The sequence below is a fragment of the Brevundimonas sp. Root1423 genome, assembly GCF_001426805.1.
The window spans coordinates 169195-188183 of the sequence record NZ_LMFL01000001.1 but is presented as its reverse complement, the minus strand read 5'-3'; the positions used below and the strand labels follow the sequence as shown (position 1 = coordinate 188183).

Genomic DNA, 18989 nt, shown 5'->3' with positions numbered 1-18989 from the left:
GGCGGCCACTCGTCAAGGCGACGCCGCCCAGTTAGGCGCCCGTCCTCCTTAAGGCAAATAGGGACGATCGCGGCGGAGCCTCCCGATTGACCTTGCACAGGCGCAAGCATACCGTTGCGCGATACGACACCCTGGAGCGTAACCGATGATTGTCCTCGCTGTCGCCGCGGCGCTGATTGCGACTTCGCCTGCCGATCCCACGCCCCCCTCGATGCAGCAGGCCGCCCCGGCTCAGCAGGCCAGTCCCGTTCAGCAACAACCCGCCGAGGACGAAACGCCCGTCGAGCTCGACGATGTCGAGGTGACCGGAACGCCCCTGAACTCGCTGATCCGGAATTTCGTCAACGAGGTCGCCGCTCCCAACAGGGGACGGGGTCTGGCGCGCTGGGACGACAGGATTTGCATCGGCGTCGCCAACCTCAAGACCGAGCCGGCGCAATACATCGTCGATCGCGTCTCGACGGTGGCGGAGGATATCGGCCTGACCCCGGGACAGCCGGGGTGCACGCCCAATGTCATCATCATCGCCTCCGACGACCCTTCCGCCCTGGCGCAGGCCCTGACCGAAGAACGGAAGCGCGCCTTCCGCATGGGCGGCACGGGCATGGATCGCGGCGGCGCCGCGCTGCGCGCCTTCGAAACATCGCAGGCGCCTGTCCGCTGGTGGCAGGTCAGCATGCCGACCAACGCCGAAACGGGCGAACGCGCCGTCCGTATTCCCGGAGACTGTCAGAACGCATGCACGTCCCCGATGGACGCGGCGCCGATCATCGACGTCTTTTCGGCTTCCCGGCTGTCCAGCCAGATCATCGACACCATCTTCCGGACGGTTGTCATTCTGGACGTGAATCAGGTCGACAAGGTCTCCGTGGTGCAGCTGGCGGACTATGTGGCCATGGTCACCCTCGCCCAGATCGACCCTCAAGCGGAAACCCGTCAGTACGCCTCGATCCTGAACGTGTTCGAATCGCCGGACGTCGCGGCGGGGCTGACCGACTGGGACAAGGCCTATCTGCAGGGTCTGTACGACGCGGAACGGTCGCGGGCCAACGAACGGGCCGGGCGCACGGAGATCGTCTCATCGATCCGCGCGGCGCATTCGGAGCTTCAGGCGCAGGAAGCGGACGACTGACGCCTCAGCCGCGGGGCGTCAGGGGACGAGAACCTCGACCCCGTCATCCCGGCCGATGATCGCCTCGTCCGCCAGGTCAAGGAACAGGCCGTGCTCGACCACGCCGGTGATCAGCTTGAGATCATCGGCCAGCCGCACCGGATCATGGATGGCGTCGCATTTCGCGTCATAGATCAGGTTGCCGCCGTCGGTGCGAACCAGACCCCGCTCCGCGCTGCGGACACGGGCCGGCATGGCGATCTCATGGTCGGACAGGACATCGGCGATGCGGTTGGCGGTCGTCTTGTGGCCGAACGCCACCACCTCGATCGGCAGGGCGAAGGCGCCGAGGGTCTTCACCACCTTGGCGGCGTCGGCGATGACGATGCAGCGGGAGGACGCCTCCCACACCAGCTTCTCACGCAGGAGGGCCGCGCCGCCGCCCTTGATCAGGGCCAGGCCGGGTCCGATCTCGTCAGCGCCGTCGACGGTCAGATCGATGCGCGGCGTGTCTTCGAGCGTCGACAGCGTCAAGCCGAGTTCACGCGCGAGTTCTGCGGTGGCTTCCGACGTCGGCACGCAGCGCAGGCCGGTCAGGTTGCGCGCGGCCAGCGCCTTGACGAACCAGGCCGCGGTCGAGCCGGTGCCGAGGCCGACGACCATGCCGGCTTCGACCCGTTCGGCGGCGGCTTCGCCCGCCCGGCGTTTCTGATCGTCCGCGCTCATTTCGCTTTCAACGCCTTCTTCGCCCGCATCTTGTCCATGAAGCGCGTCGCCCAGCCGGCCTTGGCCTGCTGATCGCCACGGGCCAGCGCCAGATCGCCGGGCGCGACGTCGCGGGTGATCACCGAGCCGGAGCCGACCATGGCCCCCGCGCCGATGGTGATGGGTGCGACCAATGAACTGTTGGAGCCGACGAAGGCCCCCTCGCCCACCGTCGTGCGGTGTTTGAAGAAGCCGTCGTAGTTACAGAATATCGTGCCGGCCCCGATGTTGGCCTTCGCCCCCACCTCGCCGTCGCCGAGATAGGCAAGGTGGTTGGCCTTGGCGCCCTTGCCCATGCGGACGTTCTTCACCTCGACGAAGTTTCCGACCTTGGCGCCTTCGCCCAGATCGGCGCCGGGGCGCAGGCGCGCGTAGGGACCGACCTCGGCCCCCGAAGATACGGATGCGCCCTCGATATGGCTGAAGCTGCGGATGCGGGCGCCGGAGGCGATCTTCGCGCCCGGTCCGAACACGACATAGGGCTCGATCGTCGTGCCGCCGCCGACCTCGGTGTCGAACGAGAAATGCACCGTATCCGGCGCCGGCATGGTGACCCCGGCGGCGAGGAAGGTCTCGCGCTGGACCTTCTGGAACAGGGCTTCGGCCACCGCCAGTTCGGACTGGGCGTTGACGCCCATGACGGCGTCCTCGTCGGCGAAGACGGCGCGGGTCGGGGCGCCGCGCTTGCGGGCCAGTTCGACCACATCGGTCAGATAGTATTCGCCCTTGGCGTTGTCGTTGCGGACCTCGGCCAGCAGTTCGAACAGCAGGCCGACCGGCGCGGCCATGACGCCGGAGTTGCAGGCGGTCAGGGCCAGGACCTCGGGCGACGCCTCCTTGGCCTCGGTGATGGCGGCCAGCGCGTCGCCCTCCATGACCAGACGGCCGTAGGCGCCGGGGTCGCGGGCTTCGAAACCGATGACCGTGACGCCCTCATGCGCGGCGAAGACGGGCTCGATGTCGGCGGCGCGCAGCAGGGGCACGTCGCCATAGGTGATGACCACCTGCCCGACGAAATCGCCCAGCACGGCCTCGGCGGCGCGGACGGCGTGACCGGTGCCCAGCGGCGGGTCCTGAACGGCGATGGCGTCCTCGCCGAGGCGTTTGACGACATGGTCGCGGACCTCGGGCGAATGGGCGCCGACGACCACCACGATCCGCTCGCAGCCGAGCGCCTCGGCCGCGTCGATGGCGTGATCCAGCATGGCGCGGCCGCCGACCGGGTGCAGCACCTTCGGGAGGGGCGACTTCATCCGCGTGCCTTGGCCGGCGGCGAGGATGATGGCGGCTCTGGGGTGGGTGCTGGTCATGAATCGGTCCGGCGGCTAGTCGTCGCCAGCGGTCTAGCCCATCCCGGCGGCCGACGGGAGACGCCAATGACGACGCGCGACCTCGAAGGCTGGACGATCGCCTTCGATCTGGACGGCACGCTGGTGGAGACCGCGCCGGATCTGGTGGGAACCCTGAACCGGCTGCTGGTGCAGCAGAACCTGCCGCCGGTGCCGCTGGAGTCGGCCCGCAACCTGATCGGCCACGGCGCGGTCGCCCTGCTGAAACGCGGGTTCGAGGCGGCGGGCGCGCCCTGGGACGAGGCCGCCTCCCCGGCCCTGCTGAAGACGTTTCTGGCGGACTATCTCGAGCATATCGCCGACCACAGCACAGCCTATCCGGGATCGGTCGAGGCGCTGGATCAACTGGCGGCGCGGGGCGCGATCCTGTGTGTCGCCACGAACAAGCCGACCGATCTGGCTGTGGCGCTGTTCGACGCCATCGGCCTGTCGGACAGGTTCGCGGTCATCTGCGGGCCCCAGTCGGTGTCGGCGAGGAAGCCGGACGCGGCGCACATCCACGAGACCGTGCTTCTGGCCGGCGGCGATCCGGCGCGCGCGATCATGGTCGGGGACAGCATCACCGATCTGGACGCGGCCCGCGCGACAGGCGTGCCCTGCATCCTCACGAGCTTCGGCTATACCGATACGCCCGCCGCCGATCTGGGAGCCGACGCGGTGATCCAGCATTTCAGCGAGCTTTCGGCCGTCATCGATCGCCTGATCGGCTAAATCCGCAGCCCTGACGGTTGCGGATCGGAGGGACAGCCAACATCTGCACACCTCGTCATCCGAGGCCGTCCATGTTCCGCCGTTTCTTCGCGATCCCCCTGTGGCAGCGCACCGCCGCCGGTTTCGCCCTCGGCATCCTCGCCGGCCTGATCCTGCGCGAACAGGCCGAGGTCTGGCTGCAGCCGATCGGCGACGTCTATCTGAACCTGATCCGCATGGTGGTGGCGCCGCTGGTGCTGTTCACTATCGCCAGTTCGATCGCGAAACTCGGCGAAGGCGCGGGGGCGGTGCGGCTGGGGCTTAGGACGCTGGTCTGGTTCGCGATCACCTCCCTGTTGGCCGTGCTTGTCGGGTTCGCCTTCGGCCACCTGATCAACCCCGGGCTCGGGCTGGAGAACCTGCCGTTGGGCGAGGTGAAGGACCGGGTCATTCCGACGCCGCTGGAGGTCCTGATCGGCATCGTTCCGACCAACCCATTCGCGGCGCTCAGCGAAGGCAAGGTGCTGCAGATCATCTTCTTCTCGGCCCTGGTCGGAGGGGCGCTGGTGGCCCTGGGCGACAGGGCGGCGACGGCGCGGCGTTTCGTCGACGAAGGCGCGGCCATCACCTTCCGCATCACCCGCTGGGTCATCCAGCTGACCCCGTTTGGCGTGTTCGGCCTGATCGGCGCGGTCGTCGGCGGTTATGGCTGGGAGGCGCTGCTGCCATTGGGCAAATTCATCCTCGCCATCTACGCCGCCTGCCTGTTCCACATTCTGGTGGTCTATTCCGGCCTGCTGAAGTTGCACGGGCTGAAGGTCCGCAGCTTCTTCCGCGGCGCCTTCGCGGCCCAGCAGACGGCCTTCGCGACCTCGTCGTCGCTGGGCACCCTGCCGATCACCCTGCGCCAGACGGTCGAGCGGCTGGGTGTGCCGCAGGCCTACGCCGCCTTCGCCGTGCCGCTGGGCGCCAGCGTCAAGATGGACGGCTGCGGCGCGATCTATCCGGCCATCGCCGCAATCTTCATCGCCCAGTATTTCCAGATCGACCTGTCGCTGACCCAGTACGTCCTCATCGGCCTGACGGCGGTGCTGGGCTCGCTGGGCACCGCGGGCGTGCCCGGGACCAGCATCGTCATGCTGACCCTGACCCTGACGACCGCCGGCCTGCCGCTGGAGGGGATCGGCTATATCGTGGCCATCGACCGGATCATCGACATGATGCGCACCGCCACCAACGTCACCGGCCAGATGCTGGTCCCGGTGCTGGTGGCGAAGGAGGAAGGCATCCTCGACGAGGGCATCTACAATGGCCATGTCGCATGGCTGCCGGGCGATCCGGATGCGGAGACGCCCGAGGCGGTGCAAGGCGCCGGCATCTGACGTCTTGCGCGCCCGGGACGACCGGGCTATGTCGCCGCCTCCGCGATAGATGGATGCGTAGCTCAGCGGGAGAGCACCTCGTTCACACCGAGGGGGTCACAGGTTCAATCCCTGTCGCATCCACCATCACCCTTTCAGATCAGCTTCCGCCCGCCGCCGTCGCCGGCAGACGTACGATCACGTCGTCCACCTGCACCCCGCCGCGATCCACGACCAGGTTCTGGTAGTTGCGCTGGCCGTCCTGGGTTTCGGACTCGACGCTCTCGACCTGCTCGCGGAACTGACGGCGCAGATAGGTGGCCAGTTCGCCCGCGGTGACCAGCCGGTCGCCGTCGCCGTCGGCCTCGCCGCCCATGCCCGTGCGCAGGAAGTGGGACAGATAGCCGCCGGCCTGGAATTTGTCGGCCACGGCGCTGGTCAGATCCTCTTCCGAGCTGAACAGGCCCATGACGCCCGGCCGGTCCACGACGTTGCGCGCGAAGCCGCCCGAGAAGCAGGAGTCGATCACCAGCAGCGACAACCGGGTGCGCAGCGAGCCGAAGAGCGTGGCCATTTCGGTATCGCTGATTTCGCCGTCGCGCAGCACGATGGCCTCGGACTTGCCGTCGGGCTCCAGCCCGCTGACCGCGACCTCGGACTGGTCGCCGTGACCTGAGAAGAAGAACAGGAAGGTGTCCTGCGGCCCCGCCTCGGCCGCGACCCGGGCGAAGGCGCGGCGGACGCCGGCGACCGTGGCCTCGGCGTTGGTCAGCACGATACTGGCGTCGTTCAGCGAGCCGTCGGCGCGCAGGGTCTCTGCCAGTTTGCGGGCGTCCTCATCGGTGAAGTCCAGCGGGGTCTGGGCGCCGCCGTAGTCGGACACGCCGACCATGACCGCGAAGACCCGCGCCCCGCCCTGCACCGAGGCCTGCCGCGGCGAGCCTTGGCTGGGGCTGACGCTGAAGCGGTATGAGCCGGTTTCTCCGGGGGCGTAGGAGGTGACCATGACCTCATACTCCCCGTCCTCGGCCAACACAGTGTCGAGGCGGCTGTCGTGCGTACCGTCGCGGGCGTCGTCATTGTCCTGCTGGTCGCCCGAGGGCGTGGTCAGAATGGTGTAGGCGTCGAAGGCCGAGGACGTCAGCTCCACCGCCACCCGCTGGCCGCGGCGGCCGGTGAAGCGGAAGTGGTCGACATATTCGCCCGACTCCAGAGTGTCGTCCCCCGCATCGAGCGAGCCGCTGACGGTCTGGCCAATCGTGATCCCGCCGTTGGCGGAGGCGCGCTCTGAAGGGCGCACGGCCGGCGGAGCGGGGGTAGCGGCGCCGGCGCCGTCCAGCACGGCCAGGCGGTAGCCGCCCTGCTCGCCCGAGGCGTAGCTGGTGGCGGTGATGCGGTAGTCGCCATCGGCCGGAAGCGTGACGACCAGCCGGCTGTTGCGTCCGTCTGTCACCGCCGGGTCATCGTCGTTGAAGGCCGAGAAGTCGCCGGGTCCGCTGATCGCGACATAGGGGTCGAACGCCGTCGAGGTCAGCCTCAGGTCCAGCGTCTGTCCGCGCCGTCCGCGCAGCACATAGCTGTTGATGTACTCGCCGCTGTCCAGCTGACGGTCGCCGGCGCCCAGCCGACCGTCCAGCGTCTGACCCACGCGGATGGCGCCGTCCGAGGCCGCCACGGCGGCAGGCGATTCGGCGGGTCTGGCCGCGCGGCCGCCCAGCGTCAGGGTGTAGGCGCCCGTCTCGCCGGGTTCATAGCTGGTGGCCGACACCTCGACCACGCCGTCCGCGGGGGCGGTGAAGCGCAGCCGGCTGTCGTGTGAGCCGCGCGCGGCGGGATCGTCGTCATTGTCCTCGCTCAGCCCGCCGGGACCGCGCACGAGCAGATAGGGGTCGAAGGCCGAGGATGAGAGGGTCAGCTCGTAGGTCTGACCGCGCCGGACCGTGAGAGTGAACTCGTCGGCGTACTCGCCGCTCTGCAGGGTCCCGTCGCCCCGCGCCAGCTGGCCGCGAACGGGCCGCTCGGGGGTCAGCACGCCCACGCCTTGGGCGTTCGGGGCCTGCGCCTGCTGTGCGGAGGGTCGGGGCGCGACAGGCCTCTGCGGGGGCGTCAGCTCCTGTGCACAGACGACCCCGACCATGGAGGCGAGCGTCAGCGCGGTGGTGGCGGCGAGTATGGATTTCAGCATCGTGGTCCCCCGAAACCGCAGTCTGCCCGGGAAACAACGGTCTGTCAGCGCTCATTCCGGGGCTTTCAGGCAGGCAGGGCCACCCTTCGGCCTTGTTCCGGGCGCACATGCCCCGCCCTTCGCCGGTCGCCCCCTCCCCGGGGCGAGGCTGGCGCGCGCCGCGTTGGCGCCTTACGGACTGCCCCATGCCTTTCCCCGCCAGTCATCCCGCGCTCGACCGCGCCCTCGCCGCTCGCGGCTACGCCGAGCCCACGCCGGTCCAGTCCGCTGTCCTTGAAGCCTCCCTGAACGAGGACGGTTCCGGCCGCGACCTGCTGGTCAGCGCCCAGACCGGTTCGGGCAAGACGGTCGCCTTCGGCCTGGCCCTGGCTCCCACCCTGCTGGGCGAGGCCGAGAAATTCGCCGAGTACGGCGCGCCGGTGGCTCTGGTCATCGCCCCGACCCGCGAACTGGCCCTGCAGGTCTCTAACGAACTGCAATGGCTGTACGCCCAGACCGGCGCGCGCATCGTCTCCTGCGTCGGCGGCATGGACCCCAAGGTCGAGCGTCAGGCCCTGAACCGCGGCTGCCACATCGTCGTCGGTACCCCCGGCCGCCTGCGCGACCACGTCGAGCGCGGCTCGCTGGACCTGTCGACCCTGAAGGCCGTGGTGCTGGATGAAGCCGACGAGATGCTGGACATGGGCTTCCAGGAAGACCTGACCTTCATCCTCGACGCCGCTCCGGCCGAGCGCCGGACCCTGCTGTTCTCGGCCACCCTGGCGCGCGACATCGTGCAGCTGGCCAAGACCTATCAGAAGGACGCGCTGCGGATCGACACGGTCGCCGGCGCGGGCTCGCACGCCGACATCGAATACAAGGCCATCCGCGTCGCCCCGAACGAGGTCGAACTGGCCGTCGTCAACGTACTTCGCTATTTCGAGGCCCCCGGCGCCCTCGTCTTCGCCAACACGCGCGAGCGGGTGAAGCACCTGACCTCGTCGCTGCGTGAGCGCGGCTTCTCGGTCGTCGGCCTGTCCGGCGAACTGACCCAGAGCCAGCGTTCGGAAGCGCTTCAGGCCCTGCGCGACGGGCACGCCCGAGTCTGCGTCGCCACCGACGTCGCTGCGCGCGGCCTCGACCTGCCCGATCTGGGTCTGGTCATCCATGCCGAGATTCCGGTCAACAAGGCCGGCCTGCTGCACCGTTCGGGCCGCACGGGCCGCGCCGGCAAGAAGGGCGTCTCGGTCCTGCTGGTCAGCTATACACGCCGCCGCAAGGTCGAGCTGATGCTGGGCTCTGCCGGCATCAAGGCCGAATGGTCGGGCCCGCCCTCGGCCGAGATGATCCTCGAGAACGACCGCAAGCGGATGCTGGCTGATCCCGTCCTGACCGCCCCGGTCGAGGACGAGGACACGCTGGCGCTGGGCAAGCAGTTGCTTGAGAAGAGCACGCCCGAGCAAATCGCGGCGGCCCTGATCCGCCTGTACCAGACGAAGTTGCCGGCGCCGGAAGACGTCTATGACGACGACCGCATGAAGCGTCAGCAGGAGACCGGCAAGAACGACAAGGGTCAGGCCGATGTTCCGTACACGGACTTCGCCCGCGGCGGCGAAATGGCCTGGTACCGGATCAATATCGGCCGCGACAAGAACGCCGATCCGAAATGGCTGATGCCGACGATCTGCCGTCTGGGTCACGTGACCAAGCGCGACATCGGCTCGATCAAGATCTTCGAGCGCGAGACCAAGTTCGAGATCACCCTGGAGATGAAGGCGAAGTTCGAGGCCGCCATCGCCCTGGGCCTCGAGGAAGGCGTGAAGATCGATCCGGCCGTGAAGCCGGGCCCGCAGGAGAAGCCCGTCAGCCGCTGGGACAAGAAGCCCGCCGGCGGCGACCGTCCCGACAAGAAGCCGTGGGCCAAGCGCGAGGAAGGCGGCGACAAGCCGGCCTGGAAGGCTCGCGAGGATCGTCCGCAGGGCGAGAAGAAGCCGTGGGCCAAGCGCGACGACGCGGCGCCTGCCGCTGAAGGCAAGAAGCCGTGGGTCAAGCGCGAAGAGACCGGCGACAAGCCCGCATGGAAGGCCCGCGAGGATCGTCCGGCAGCCGACAAGAAGCCGTGGGTGAAGCGCGACGACGCCGCCGCGCCCGCCGCCGAGGGCAAGAAGCCCTGGGTCAAGCGCACGCCGAACGATCCGACGCCTCCCGGCAAGAAGCCCTGGGTCAAGAAACCGGCGGCCGAGGGCAAGACGCCCTGGACACCGCGCTCGGACGCTGAAGCCCCGGCTGCGGCGGCCGGCGACAAGCCGTGGAAGGGAAAGCCCAAGGGCGGCGACCGTCCGTGGGCCGCCAAGGACGCGCGCGGCAAGCCCGCGGGCAATACTTTCAAGGGCAAGCCGCGCAGCTAGATCAGGCTGCGCCGGTTCCCAGAGGCGCACGCAACAGGACGCTGAGGCCCGGCCGCGCGTCACGATAGTCGATCTGACCGCCCAACTGACCGACGAGGCTGCCGATCATCATCGAGCCGAAGCCGTCGCCGACGGCGTGGCCGCCCTTGCCCGCGTCCTCGACGATCAGGCGAAGGGAGTCCTTGTCCTCGGTCAGAACCACGCGGATCGGGCCTGCGGCGCCATCGTAGGCGTATTTCTGGGCGTTGATGATCAACTCGGTCAGGACAAGGCCGATTGTGACCGCCCTGCCCGCCTCGATCGAGACCGGGGCGAGATCGGATGTCAGCTGGGCGCTCCAGTCCGCGCCCATCGATGCGCCGAGGTCCTCGACCAGTTCGGCGAAATAGCGCGACAGGTCCACCGTAGAGCCGGTCTCCGCGCGATACAGGCGACTATGCACCATGGAAACGGCCCGGACGCGGCGGCGGGCCTCCATCAGGGCCGCCTGGGTGGCCGGGTCCGATTGCCGCGCCTGCAAGCCGAGGAAGGAGGACACCAGCGTCAGACTGTTCTGGACGCGATGGTTCACCTCGCGGATCAGAAAGGCCTGCTGCTCCAGCCGCACGTCACGTTCGCTGACGCTGGCCTGAAGCGACCGGTTCAGGTGCCGCAACTTGCTGACGGCGGCGAAGTCGATCAGGGCGTCGCGCAACCGCTGGGCCGACTCCACCGCCGCGGGCGACCAGCGGCGGGACCGGCCCTGAACCGTCTCGGACCAGGCCTCGAACGACGCGCGCGGCGTCAAGACGCCGGCGGGCCCCGACTTGGTCGCCGTCGTCGGATTGCCGGCCCAGCGAACGGTCTCGATGATCTCGGCGCGGAACCACAGGAGGGTGAGAGGCTGGTCGCCGTGCAGGTGCACGCCCAGCAGGCCGCTGGCCTCTGTGCGCCATGCGGCCGCCTCCGCATGACGCTGCGACAGGGCGTGGGTCGCCAGCGGACGAAGGCTGGGCTGGTCCGCGACCCAACCGGCCAGCGTCAGGATCGCTTCGTCCGGCGGGGTGACGCCGAAGCGGACGATGTCGCCGTCCGAAACCACCGCGAAGCCGTCGGCGTCGACGAGGTCCGCGAGATCGCGGGTGCGGCCCGTCAGGGCTTCCATCAGCGACCGGTCCGTCGGCATGCGTCCGATCAGCTCGTCTTCCAGATGTCGCAGGCGCATGCGCTCGCGGTAGAGCTCGGCCTCGCCCTTGGCCTTGATCTGACGGGCCATGGACCGCGCCAGATTGACCGCGGCCATTCTCAGCTCGAACGGCAGCAGCTGCGGGCGGCTGCTGTGACAGGCGATCAGGCCCCAAAGGTCGCCGTCGATGACGATCGACACCGAGGCGGAGGCGCGTACGCCCATGTTGTCGAGATATTTGAGGTGGACCGGCGAGACGCTGCGCAGGCCGCAGTCGCTCATGTCCAACGGCTTGCCCGGTAACTGCGGGAGCAAGGGCTGCGGCGTGTAGCGGGCGTCCGGGATCACCCGCACGTGGTTTCGCACATAGAGGGCGCGCGCCTGCCGCGGGATGTCCGTCGCCGGGAAGTGGTGGTTCTGGAACGACTGCAGGTCGGGATCTTTGGATTCGGCCACGACCTGACCCGCGTCATCCTCGAGGAAGCGATAGATCATCACCCGGTCGAAGCCCGTCAGCGTGCGGAAGGCCTCGGCGGCCTTCTCGCAGACCGCCCGCACGGTGGCCGCGCGTTCGAGCGACACGCCGGCGGCGTCAAGGCGGGTGATGAGTTCGACGCCCAACTGCGCGCCTTGCGAACTCTGCTCGACCTCGACGATCAGATCGCCGGAGCTCTCGCGCACGATGATGTCGTATTCCAGCCGGTTGGCCGCACGCCAACGACCGGCGAAACCGTCCCCTTCGGCCCCCGACACGGTTCGCATGCGCCGCGCGACGGCTTCGCCCAGAACGGTCGAGATCGGCTGGCCGATCCAGCTGTCCCGCCCGGTGATCGCCGACATCAGGCCCGCCTCGCGCAGCACCGTCTGATCGCCGCGATCCACCACGAACAGCAGGCCGTGGGGCTGGATGGCCTCCGGGATATGGATGGGCTCCCGGTCGCAGTCGGTCGTCGAGATGGCTTCGGCGATGGCGTCGTTCATGCGGTCGTCCGGACGGGGGTCAGAAGTTTGTGGGCCAGGCTGAAGGCGTCCACGCCCCCCTTGACGATGTCCGCGCCTGCCGCGCGCCCTGACGCACAGGCGGACTCCATCGCCGAGATCAACGCGCGCCATCGTGATCCGGTTTCATCGCCCCAAGGGTCGAGGAAGCCGAGGCCCTGCTGGTCGATTCCGTCGCGGATCATGGCCTTCTGCATGACGCGCCCGCCCAGCATCGAGCCCTCCACCACGTACAGCCAGCCGAGCGCTTCCCCCAGCGTAGGGGCGGGCGCCCGTGTCACGGGATCGGGCGCGTCGGCGCGCATGTCGGACAAGGCGGCCTGCAACGCGCGCGTCTGGGGAGCCGGCGTCAGCCCTTCCGCGGCGACAGCGTCGGCCCAGGGCGAAACCGCCGCTTCGGCTGCGCGATGAAAGGCCAGCAGATCGGCCACCACGACGGGCCGGAGCAAGGGGTCGCGCAGGCGCGCCTCGAGGCCCGCTTCGGCCTCCACCGCATCGTGCAGTGGCGCTGTCGCGGCTCGGACGGCCGCCAGAATGGGGGGGACTGACACGGCGCAAGCCTAGCATCGGTTCCGCGCTTGTCACCTCGGCCGGCCTGTTGATCTGGACCTGTAACCGTTTACGGTAACCGCAAAACCGGCCTCCACGGGCCGAACAAGAAGTTGCGGGCAGGGAAACATATGGCGGACGTCCGGCTGACCGGCGTGACCAAGAGCTTCGGGACCACCGAGGTCCTCAAAGGTATCGATCTGGAGATCGCAGACGGCGAGTTCGTGGTCTTCGTCGGGCCGTCGGGCTGCGGCAAGTCCACCCTGCTGCGCACCATCGCGGGTCTGGAAGAACAGACCGGCGGCGACATCGCCATCGGCGGGCGGTCGGTCAACGACCTGAGCCCGTCCGACCGGGGCATCGCCATGGTGTTCCAGTCCTACGCCCTGTACCCGCACATGAGCGTCTACGAGAACATGGCGTTCGGGCTGAAGCTGGCGAAGGCCGACAAGGCCGAGATCGACCGGCGCGTGCGCGGCGCGGCCGAGACGCTGAACATCACCGACTATCTGGACCGCAAGCCCAAGGCCCTGTCCGAGCCCCTGTCCAACCTCGACGCCGCCCTGCGGGTGCGGATGCGCTACGAGTTCGCCAGCCTGCACGAGCGTCTGAAGACGACCATGGTCTATGTCACCCACGACCAGGTCGAGGCCATGACCCTGGCCGACCGGATCGTGGTGCTGAACGCCGGGCGGATCGAACAGGTAGGCAAGCCGATGGAGCTGTACGAACGGCCCCGCAACCTGTTCGTGGCCGAGTTCATCGGCAGTCCGAAGATGAACCTGCTGGCCGCCGAGATCGTATCCGCCACAGCCAAGGGCGCGACGGTGCGGACCGCGGCGGGCGAGACGTTGAAGGTGGCGGTCGACGCCGCGCGGGCGAAGTCGGGCGACACAGTCACCCTCGGCATCCGGCCCGAGCATCTGACGACCGGCGGCAAGGGTGATGCGATCAGCGCAGACGTTGTGTTCGTCGAGACCCTGGGCCACGCCACCTACGCCTATCTGACCGCTGGAGAGACGCCGGTGACGGTGCTGTTGCCGGGCGACGCGCGGCCATCAGCGGGCGAGGCGCTGACGTTGCGGGTCCCGGCCGATCAGGCCCACCTGTTCGACGCCGACGGGCTCGCCTTCGATCGCCTCTGAACGTCCGCTACTTCCATCTGCACCTGACGATCCTGCTGTAGCGTCTCGCGTGTTGCGTCGCACAACAGGGTCGCCCTAGATGGAGGGATGCCTGCGCCCGCCACGCTGACGATCGATCTGAACGCGCTCGCCGCGAACTTCCACACGCTGCAGGCGGCCGGCGGCGCCCCGGTGCATCCGGTGGTCAAAGCCGACAGCTACGGGCTGGGCGCCTCCGCCTGCGCCGAACGACTCATGACCGAGGGCGCGCGGACCTTCTTCGTGGCGCGCACCAGCGAAGGGGAGAGGCTGCGGGCCGCGCTCGGGGCCGATGTGGCCATCTATGTGCTGGACGGATGTCTGACGGGTCGGGCGGCGCGGCTGCGGGCGGCGGGGCTGAAGCCTGTGCTGAACACCGGAGCGCAACTCGCCGACTGGCGGGCGGCGGGCGGCGGCGCCTGCGGCCTGCAGATCGACACGGGCATGAACCGGCTGGGCTTCCGGGTCGAGGACGCGCCGGACGCCGTCGAGGGGCTGGATCTGGTGCTGAGCCACCTGGCCTGTGCAGACGACCCGGCCGAGCCGATGAACGCCCGGCAGCGGGACGCCTTCGCGACGGCCGCGGCGCGGTATCCGGGGACGGTGCGGTCGTTCGCCAACTCCGGCGGCGCCTTCCTTGGGCGGGATTACGCCTTTGACGCCCTGAGACCCGGCATCTGCCTGTACGGCGGCGGCCCCGAGGGCCGGCCCGACGACCGCATCCGCCCGGTGGCGACGCTGGCGGCCGAGGTGCTGCAGGTGCGCGAGGTGCCGGCCGGGGACAGCGTCGGCTATTCGCGCGGCTTCATAGCGGAGACCCCGAGACGGATCGCGACCTGCGCCACGGGCTACGCCGACGGCGTGTTGAGGGCGTACAGCCCGAAAGGACTGGTTTCGGTCGCGGGCCAGCTGCGGCCGATCGTGGGACGGGTGTCGATGGACGTTTGCGCCGTCGACGTGACCGGGCTGGAAGTCGCCGTGGGCGACCGGGTCGAGCTGTTCGGCCCGAACCGGATGCTGGACGATGCGGCGAGCGCCGCCGGGACCATCGCCTATGAGCTGCTGACCTCGGTCACGGCGCGCGTGCCGCGGGTCTACGTCTGAGGCTCAGCGCGCGTCGCGGACGACCGCTCCGCCCTTGATCACCACGGGCACGGTCTCCAGCATCCGAACGTCGGCCAGCGGATCGCCCGAGACGGCGATCAGGTCGCCGTAACGGCCGGCCACGATCGCCCCGACATCCCCTTCCCGGCCCAGCGCCTGGGCGGCGTTCCAGGTGGCGGCGCGGATCGCCTCGGCGGGGGTCATGCCGTACTCGACCATGACCGCGAACTGTTTCGCGTTCTGGCCGTGCGGGTAGATGGCGGCGTCGGTGCCGAACACCATCCGGGCCCCGGCGCGGTGGGCGGCCCGGAAATTGTCGCGCTGCAGCTGGCCGATCTCGCGGTCCTTGCGCAGATTGTCCTCGGTGACGCCGAACTCAGTGCCCGTCGCCTGGGTGAAGTCGGTGTTGTAGATGTCCATCGACAGCCAGGTCCCGTGCTGGACCGCCAGACGGATGCCCTCGGCGTCGATCAGCGAGGCGTGTTCGATGGTGTCGATGCCCGCCCGGATGGCGTCGCGGATGCCCGAGGCGCCGTGGGCGTGGGCCGCGACCCGGATGCCCCACATATGCGCTTCATCGGCGACGGCGGTCAGTTCGGCCAGGGTCATCTGCTGCTGGCCGGGCTCGGTGTTGCGCGAGAAGACGCCGCCGGTGGCGCAGACCTTGATCACCTGGGCCCCGTATTTGCGGATTTCGCGCACGCTGTGGCGGGCGGCGTCGACGCTGTCGGAGTTGTAGTCATTGGCCTGGGCCATGGAGCGCGGCAGGCCGGTGGCGTCGCAATGGCCGCCTGTGGCGCCGAACGAGACCCCCGCCGGAATGACCCGCGGGCCCTCGATGAAGCCCGCGTCGATGGCCTGACGCAGGGCGACGTCGGCGAAGTCGGGGCCGCCGAGATTCCGCACCGTGGTGAAGCCGGCCATCAGATTGGCGCGGGCGTTGGGCACCGTGAAGCCGGAGACATAGGGCGTGCCGGCCAGATGGACGTGCATGTCGATCAGGCCGGGCAGCAAGGTCAGGCCCGGCAGGTCGAGGCGGCGGGCGTCCGCGGGAAGGTTCGTCGGGACGGCGGTCCCGACGGCGGTGATCCGGCCGTCCGTGACCACGACAACAGGGTTGTCGACATAACGGCCGCGCTCGACGTCCACCATGCGGGCGGCGGTGACCACCAGGGTGTCGGCGTGAGCGGGGGCGGCCAGCCCCAGCGTGAGGGCGATGGCGGCGGCGGCCAGACGATGCAGCATGATTGAAACTCCCCTGTACGGGGAAGCTGACATGCCGCGGGCGTCGGGAGCAACAGGCGGGCGCCGCCGCCGTTGGAAAGAGCCGGCTAGACGCCGTAGCCGGCCGCGCCGATCGCGCCCGCCGTGAGGGTCGCGCCGACCGCGCCGACCACCATGGCGATCAGGAAGAAGATCACGATGGCCGCGACCACGACGGTGACCGCATAGGCCGTCGCCTTGTCGGCCGGGGCCTTCATGACGATGGGCAGGCCGCGATACAGCAGGAACAGGCTGTAGAGACCCAGCAGGCCCAGAACCGCCATCAGCGGGAAGATCGAGAAGACGCCCGAGAGCCAGGACGCCGTCGAGGAATAGACCGCGACCTTCATCGCCGCGGTGCGATCCTTTTCGGCGCCGAAGCTGGGAGCCAGCGCCTCGATGATGCGGCCCAGAACGTAGACGCCGACCAGCGCCATAGCGAACGACAGCACCGCCGAGGTGACCGCGCCGACGAGGGGCGTGCGAAGCGGCGTGCCGAACAGGTTCAGCGGGAAGAGCTGGCTGCCGATCAGGCCGCAGATCGGTCCGATCGCAGCCAGAGGCGCGGCATAGCCCGCCATGAGGCCCTGCGTCGTCGCCGGTTCGCCCGCGATCCGCTGCCAGGCCTGGGTCGGCTTGAGAAGGATTTCCTGGACGCGACCGAAAATCGAGGGAGCGGGAGCGGCGGCGGCGTCCAGGGTCATGACGGTCGGGGTCTCGGAATTGAAAGGACGGTAGAGGTCCGATCCCGCGTCCGTCGCCGCAACGGGTTTGCGACCGCGGGGTGGCGAGATGCGACGAAGGAGGCACACGTCATAAATGGACGTACCCGTTCCGGCGCCCCCTGCACGGCCGTCCGCGACTCCTGTAAGCCGGTCGTCATGGCGAGAGACGGCGCGATCTATGTTTGTCAGTCCTGCGGGGCGGTCCACGGCAAGTGGTCCGGCCAGTGCGGAGCCTGCGGCCAGTGGAACTCCATCGTCGAGGAGAGCCGCGCGGCGCCTCCCGGCGCGATGAAACCGGCGACCAGCGCGGCTGGGCGCGGGCGGGGCGTCACCTTCGAGGGGCTGCAGTCCGAGACGCCCGAACCGCCGCGCATCATCACCGGCGTGGCCGAGTTCGACCGCGTCTGCGGCGGCGGAGTGGTGCCGGGGTCGGCGATCCTGCTGAGCGGCGATCCCGGCGTCGGCAAGTCGACCCTGCTGCTGGACGTGGCCGGTCGCGCGGCCCTGTCGGGACGGCGTGTGGCCTATATCTCCGGCGAGGAGGCGGTCGAGCAGATCCGGGCGCGGGCCAAACGGATGGGGCTGGAGAAGGCGCCGGTGGAACTGGCTTCGGCCACGGCGCTGCGCGACATCCTCGGCACGCTGAAGCGTGAGAAGTTCGACATCGTCATCGTCGATTCGATCCAGACCCTGTGGTCCGACGCCCATGAGGCCGGCCCCGGCTCGGTGACGCAGGTTCGGGCCTGCGCGGGCGAGATGGTGCGGCTGGCCAAGTCGCAGGGCGTGGCGGTCGTGCTGGTCGGCCACGTCACCAAGGACGGCTCGGTCGCCGGACCGCGCGTGGTCGAACATATGGTCGACGCCGTCCTGAGCTTCGAGGGCGAGCGGGGCTATCCGTTCCGCATCCTGCGCGCCGGCAAGAATCGTTTCGGGGCCACTGACGAGATCGGCGTGTTCGAAATGGGCGACGCCGGTCTGCGCGAGGTGGCCAACCCGTCGGCCCTGTTCCTCGGCGAAGGCCGGGACCGGGCGCCCGGAGCGGCCGTATTCGCCGGCATCGAGGGCTCACGGCCGGTGCTGGTCGAGATGCAGGCGCTGGTGTCCAAGTCCGCGTACGGCACGCCGCGCCGGGCCGTGGTCGGCTGGGATACCGGCAGGCTGGCCATGGTGCTGGCGGTGCTTGAGGCGCGGTGCGGTTTCGGCTTCGGGGATCAGGACGTCTATCTCAACGTCGCAGGCGGTCTGCGCATCAACGAGCCGGCGGCGGATCTGGCGGCGGCCGCGGCCCTGATCAGTTCGGCGACCGACACCCCCCTGCCCCAGGGCTGCGTCGTGTTCGGCGAGATCAGCCTGTCGGGCGAGGTCCGCGCCGTGGGCCGGGCCGAGGCGCGGCTGCGGGAGGCGCAGAAGCTCGGCTTCGATCAGGCCCTGACTCCGCCGCTGACGGTCAAGGACAAGGGGGTCAAGGTGACCTCTGTCACGCGATTGACCGAAGCGGTCGAACGAATCTCGCAAAACCGCTATTGAGACCGGACTGACTTCAGTTCGGGCGCGCATGACCGGTTTCGACGTTATCGCCATTCTGGTCATCCTCGCCTCCGCCGCGGCCGGCTGGGTGCGCGGCGGCACGCGCGAGATCATCACCCTGCTGAGCTTCGTGCTGGCGGCGTTCATCGCCCTGGTCGCCCTGCCGCTGACGGCGCCGCTGGGACGGATGCTGGTCAATCCGGACTGGATGGGGACGATCGCAGCGGCCATCGTCTCGTTCCTGATCATCTATTTCGGCATCCGCCTGTTCGGTTCGATCCTGTCGAAGCGGGCCCAGGCGCATCCGCAACTCGGAAGCATCGACCGGATCGTGGGCATATTCGTCGGCGCGGCGCGGTCGCTGGTGCTGCTGGGCGCCGTCCATCTGGTCATCGTCGCCGCCATGCCCGGCGACAAGACACCCCGCTGGCTCAGCGAGGCGGCCCTCAGACCCGTGACCGCCGGAGCCGCCCGTATGATCCAGATCGTCCTGCCCGGCATCGGCCGCGGCGCGGATGCGCTGGCTCCGGTCGTCAGTTCATCCGTGAGCAAAGGGTTTTCCGAAGAGAAAGCCTTGCCCTCGCCCCAAACAAGCAATACCTCGCCGGCGTCCGCCGCACGCTAGCGTTCCCCGCTTCATCGGAGC

Annotated in this window: 15 protein-coding genes and 1 tRNA gene; 9 read left to right on the top strand and 7 right to left on the bottom strand. The window is 69.1% G+C overall.

Annotated features, from left to right (window positions below; all coding sequences use genetic code 11):
• Positions 1–145 precede the first annotated feature (145 nt).
• Complete coding sequence (locus ASD25_RS00970; RefSeq protein WP_056614138.1) at positions 146–1132, top strand: hypothetical protein; 987 nt, start codon at positions 146–148, stop codon at positions 1130–1132.
• Positions 1133–1150: 18 nt separating this feature from the next.
• Here ASD25_RS00970 and rpiA read toward each other — a convergent pair whose 3' ends face one another.
• Both rpiA and glmU read right to left on the bottom strand, forming a co-directional pair.
• Positions 1151–1837 carry a ribose-5-phosphate isomerase RpiA gene (rpiA, locus tag ASD25_RS00965; RefSeq protein ID WP_056614136.1) on the bottom strand — a complete coding sequence of 229 codons (687 nt, stop codon included), beginning with the start codon at positions 1835–1837 and terminating at the stop codon, positions 1151–1153.
• Entirely contained in the window at positions 1834–3186 is a 1353-nt protein-coding gene (glmU, locus tag ASD25_RS00960; protein ID WP_056614134.1) for a bifunctional UDP-N-acetylglucosamine diphosphorylase/glucosamine-1-phosphate N-acetyltransferase GlmU, read from the bottom strand. The genes rpiA and glmU overlap by 4 nt, the downstream gene beginning before the upstream one ends.
• A gap of 66 nt (positions 3187–3252) precedes the next feature.
• On the opposite strand from glmU, the gene ASD25_RS00955 reads away from it, so the two are divergent.
• From ASD25_RS00955 to ASD25_RS00945, 3 genes are all read left to right on the top strand, one after another.
• Entirely contained in the window at positions 3253–3936 is a 684-nt protein-coding gene (locus tag ASD25_RS00955; protein WP_056614132.1) for an HAD-IA family hydrolase, read from the top strand.
• A gap of 71 nt (positions 3937–4007) precedes the next feature.
• Positions 4008–5297: a dicarboxylate/amino acid:cation symporter gene (locus ASD25_RS00950; protein WP_056614129.1), complete on the top strand. Its 1290-nt coding sequence runs from the start codon at positions 4008–4010 to the stop codon at positions 5295–5297.
• Positions 5298–5348: 51 nt separating this feature from the next.
• Positions 5349–5423, top strand: a tRNA-Val gene (locus tag ASD25_RS00945).
• Positions 5424–5436: 13 nt separating this feature from the next.
• Here ASD25_RS00945 and ASD25_RS00940 read toward each other — a convergent pair.
• Positions 5437–7461, bottom strand: coding sequence for a caspase family protein (locus ASD25_RS00940; protein ID WP_056614127.1), 2025 nt, complete (start codon positions 7459–7461; stop codon positions 5437–5439).
• Positions 7462–7646: 185 nt separating this feature from the next.
• Between ASD25_RS00940 and ASD25_RS00935 the strand changes: the two genes are divergently transcribed.
• Entirely contained in the window at positions 7647–9848 is a 2202-nt protein-coding gene (locus ASD25_RS00935) for a DEAD/DEAH box helicase (RefSeq protein WP_056614124.1), read from the top strand.
• A gap of 1 nt (position 9849) precedes the next feature.
• Here the strand turns inward: ASD25_RS00935 and ASD25_RS00930 are convergent, their stop codons facing one another.
• Both ASD25_RS00930 and ASD25_RS00925 read right to left on the bottom strand, forming a co-directional pair.
• On the bottom strand, positions 9850–11994 hold the full coding sequence (locus tag ASD25_RS00930) for a histidine kinase dimerization/phosphoacceptor domain -containing protein (RefSeq protein ID WP_056614121.1): 2145 nt from the start codon (positions 11992–11994) through the stop codon (positions 9850–9852).
• Entirely contained in the window at positions 11991–12563 is a 573-nt protein-coding gene (locus ASD25_RS00925; RefSeq protein ID WP_156389151.1) for a biliverdin-producing heme oxygenase, read from the bottom strand. The genes ASD25_RS00930 and ASD25_RS00925 overlap by 4 nt, the downstream gene beginning before the upstream one ends.
• Positions 12564–12692: 129 nt before the next feature.
• On the opposite strand from ASD25_RS00925, the gene ASD25_RS00920 reads away from it, so the two are divergent.
• Together ASD25_RS00920 and alr are read left to right on the top strand one after the other, a co-directional pair.
• On the top strand, positions 12693–13706 hold the full coding sequence (locus tag ASD25_RS00920; protein ID WP_056614115.1) for an ABC transporter ATP-binding protein: 1014 nt from the start codon (positions 12693–12695) through the stop codon (positions 13704–13706).
• Positions 13707–13793: 87 nt separating this feature from the next.
• Positions 13794–14828 (top strand): alanine racemase, encoded by a 1035-nt coding sequence (gene alr, locus ASD25_RS00915; RefSeq protein WP_056614112.1) that lies wholly within the window; start codon positions 13794–13796, stop codon positions 14826–14828.
• Positions 14829–14831: 3 nt separating this feature from the next.
• Here the strand turns inward: alr and ASD25_RS00910 are convergent, their stop codons facing one another.
• Positions 14832–16073 (bottom strand): amidohydrolase family protein, encoded by a 1242-nt coding sequence (locus tag ASD25_RS00910; RefSeq protein ID WP_056614109.1) that lies wholly within the window; start codon positions 16071–16073, stop codon positions 14832–14834.
• A gap of 86 nt (positions 16074–16159) precedes the next feature.
• The gene (locus tag ASD25_RS00905; RefSeq protein ID WP_056614106.1) at positions 16160–16795 is read right to left on the bottom strand and encodes a Yip1 family protein; all 636 of its coding nucleotides are present in this window, start codon (positions 16793–16795) and stop codon (positions 16160–16162) included.
• A 177-nt stretch (positions 16796–16972) separates the two neighbouring features.
• Between ASD25_RS00905 and radA the strand changes: the two genes are divergently transcribed.
• Complete coding sequence (gene radA, locus ASD25_RS00900) at positions 16973–18343, top strand: DNA repair protein RadA (protein WP_056614104.1); 1371 nt, start codon at positions 16973–16975, stop codon at positions 18341–18343.
• A 28-nt stretch (positions 18344–18371) separates the two neighbouring features.
• Entirely contained in the window at positions 18372–18968 is a 597-nt protein-coding gene (locus ASD25_RS00895) for a CvpA family protein (RefSeq protein WP_056614102.1), read from the top strand.
• Positions 18969–18989: the final 21 nt, after the last annotated feature.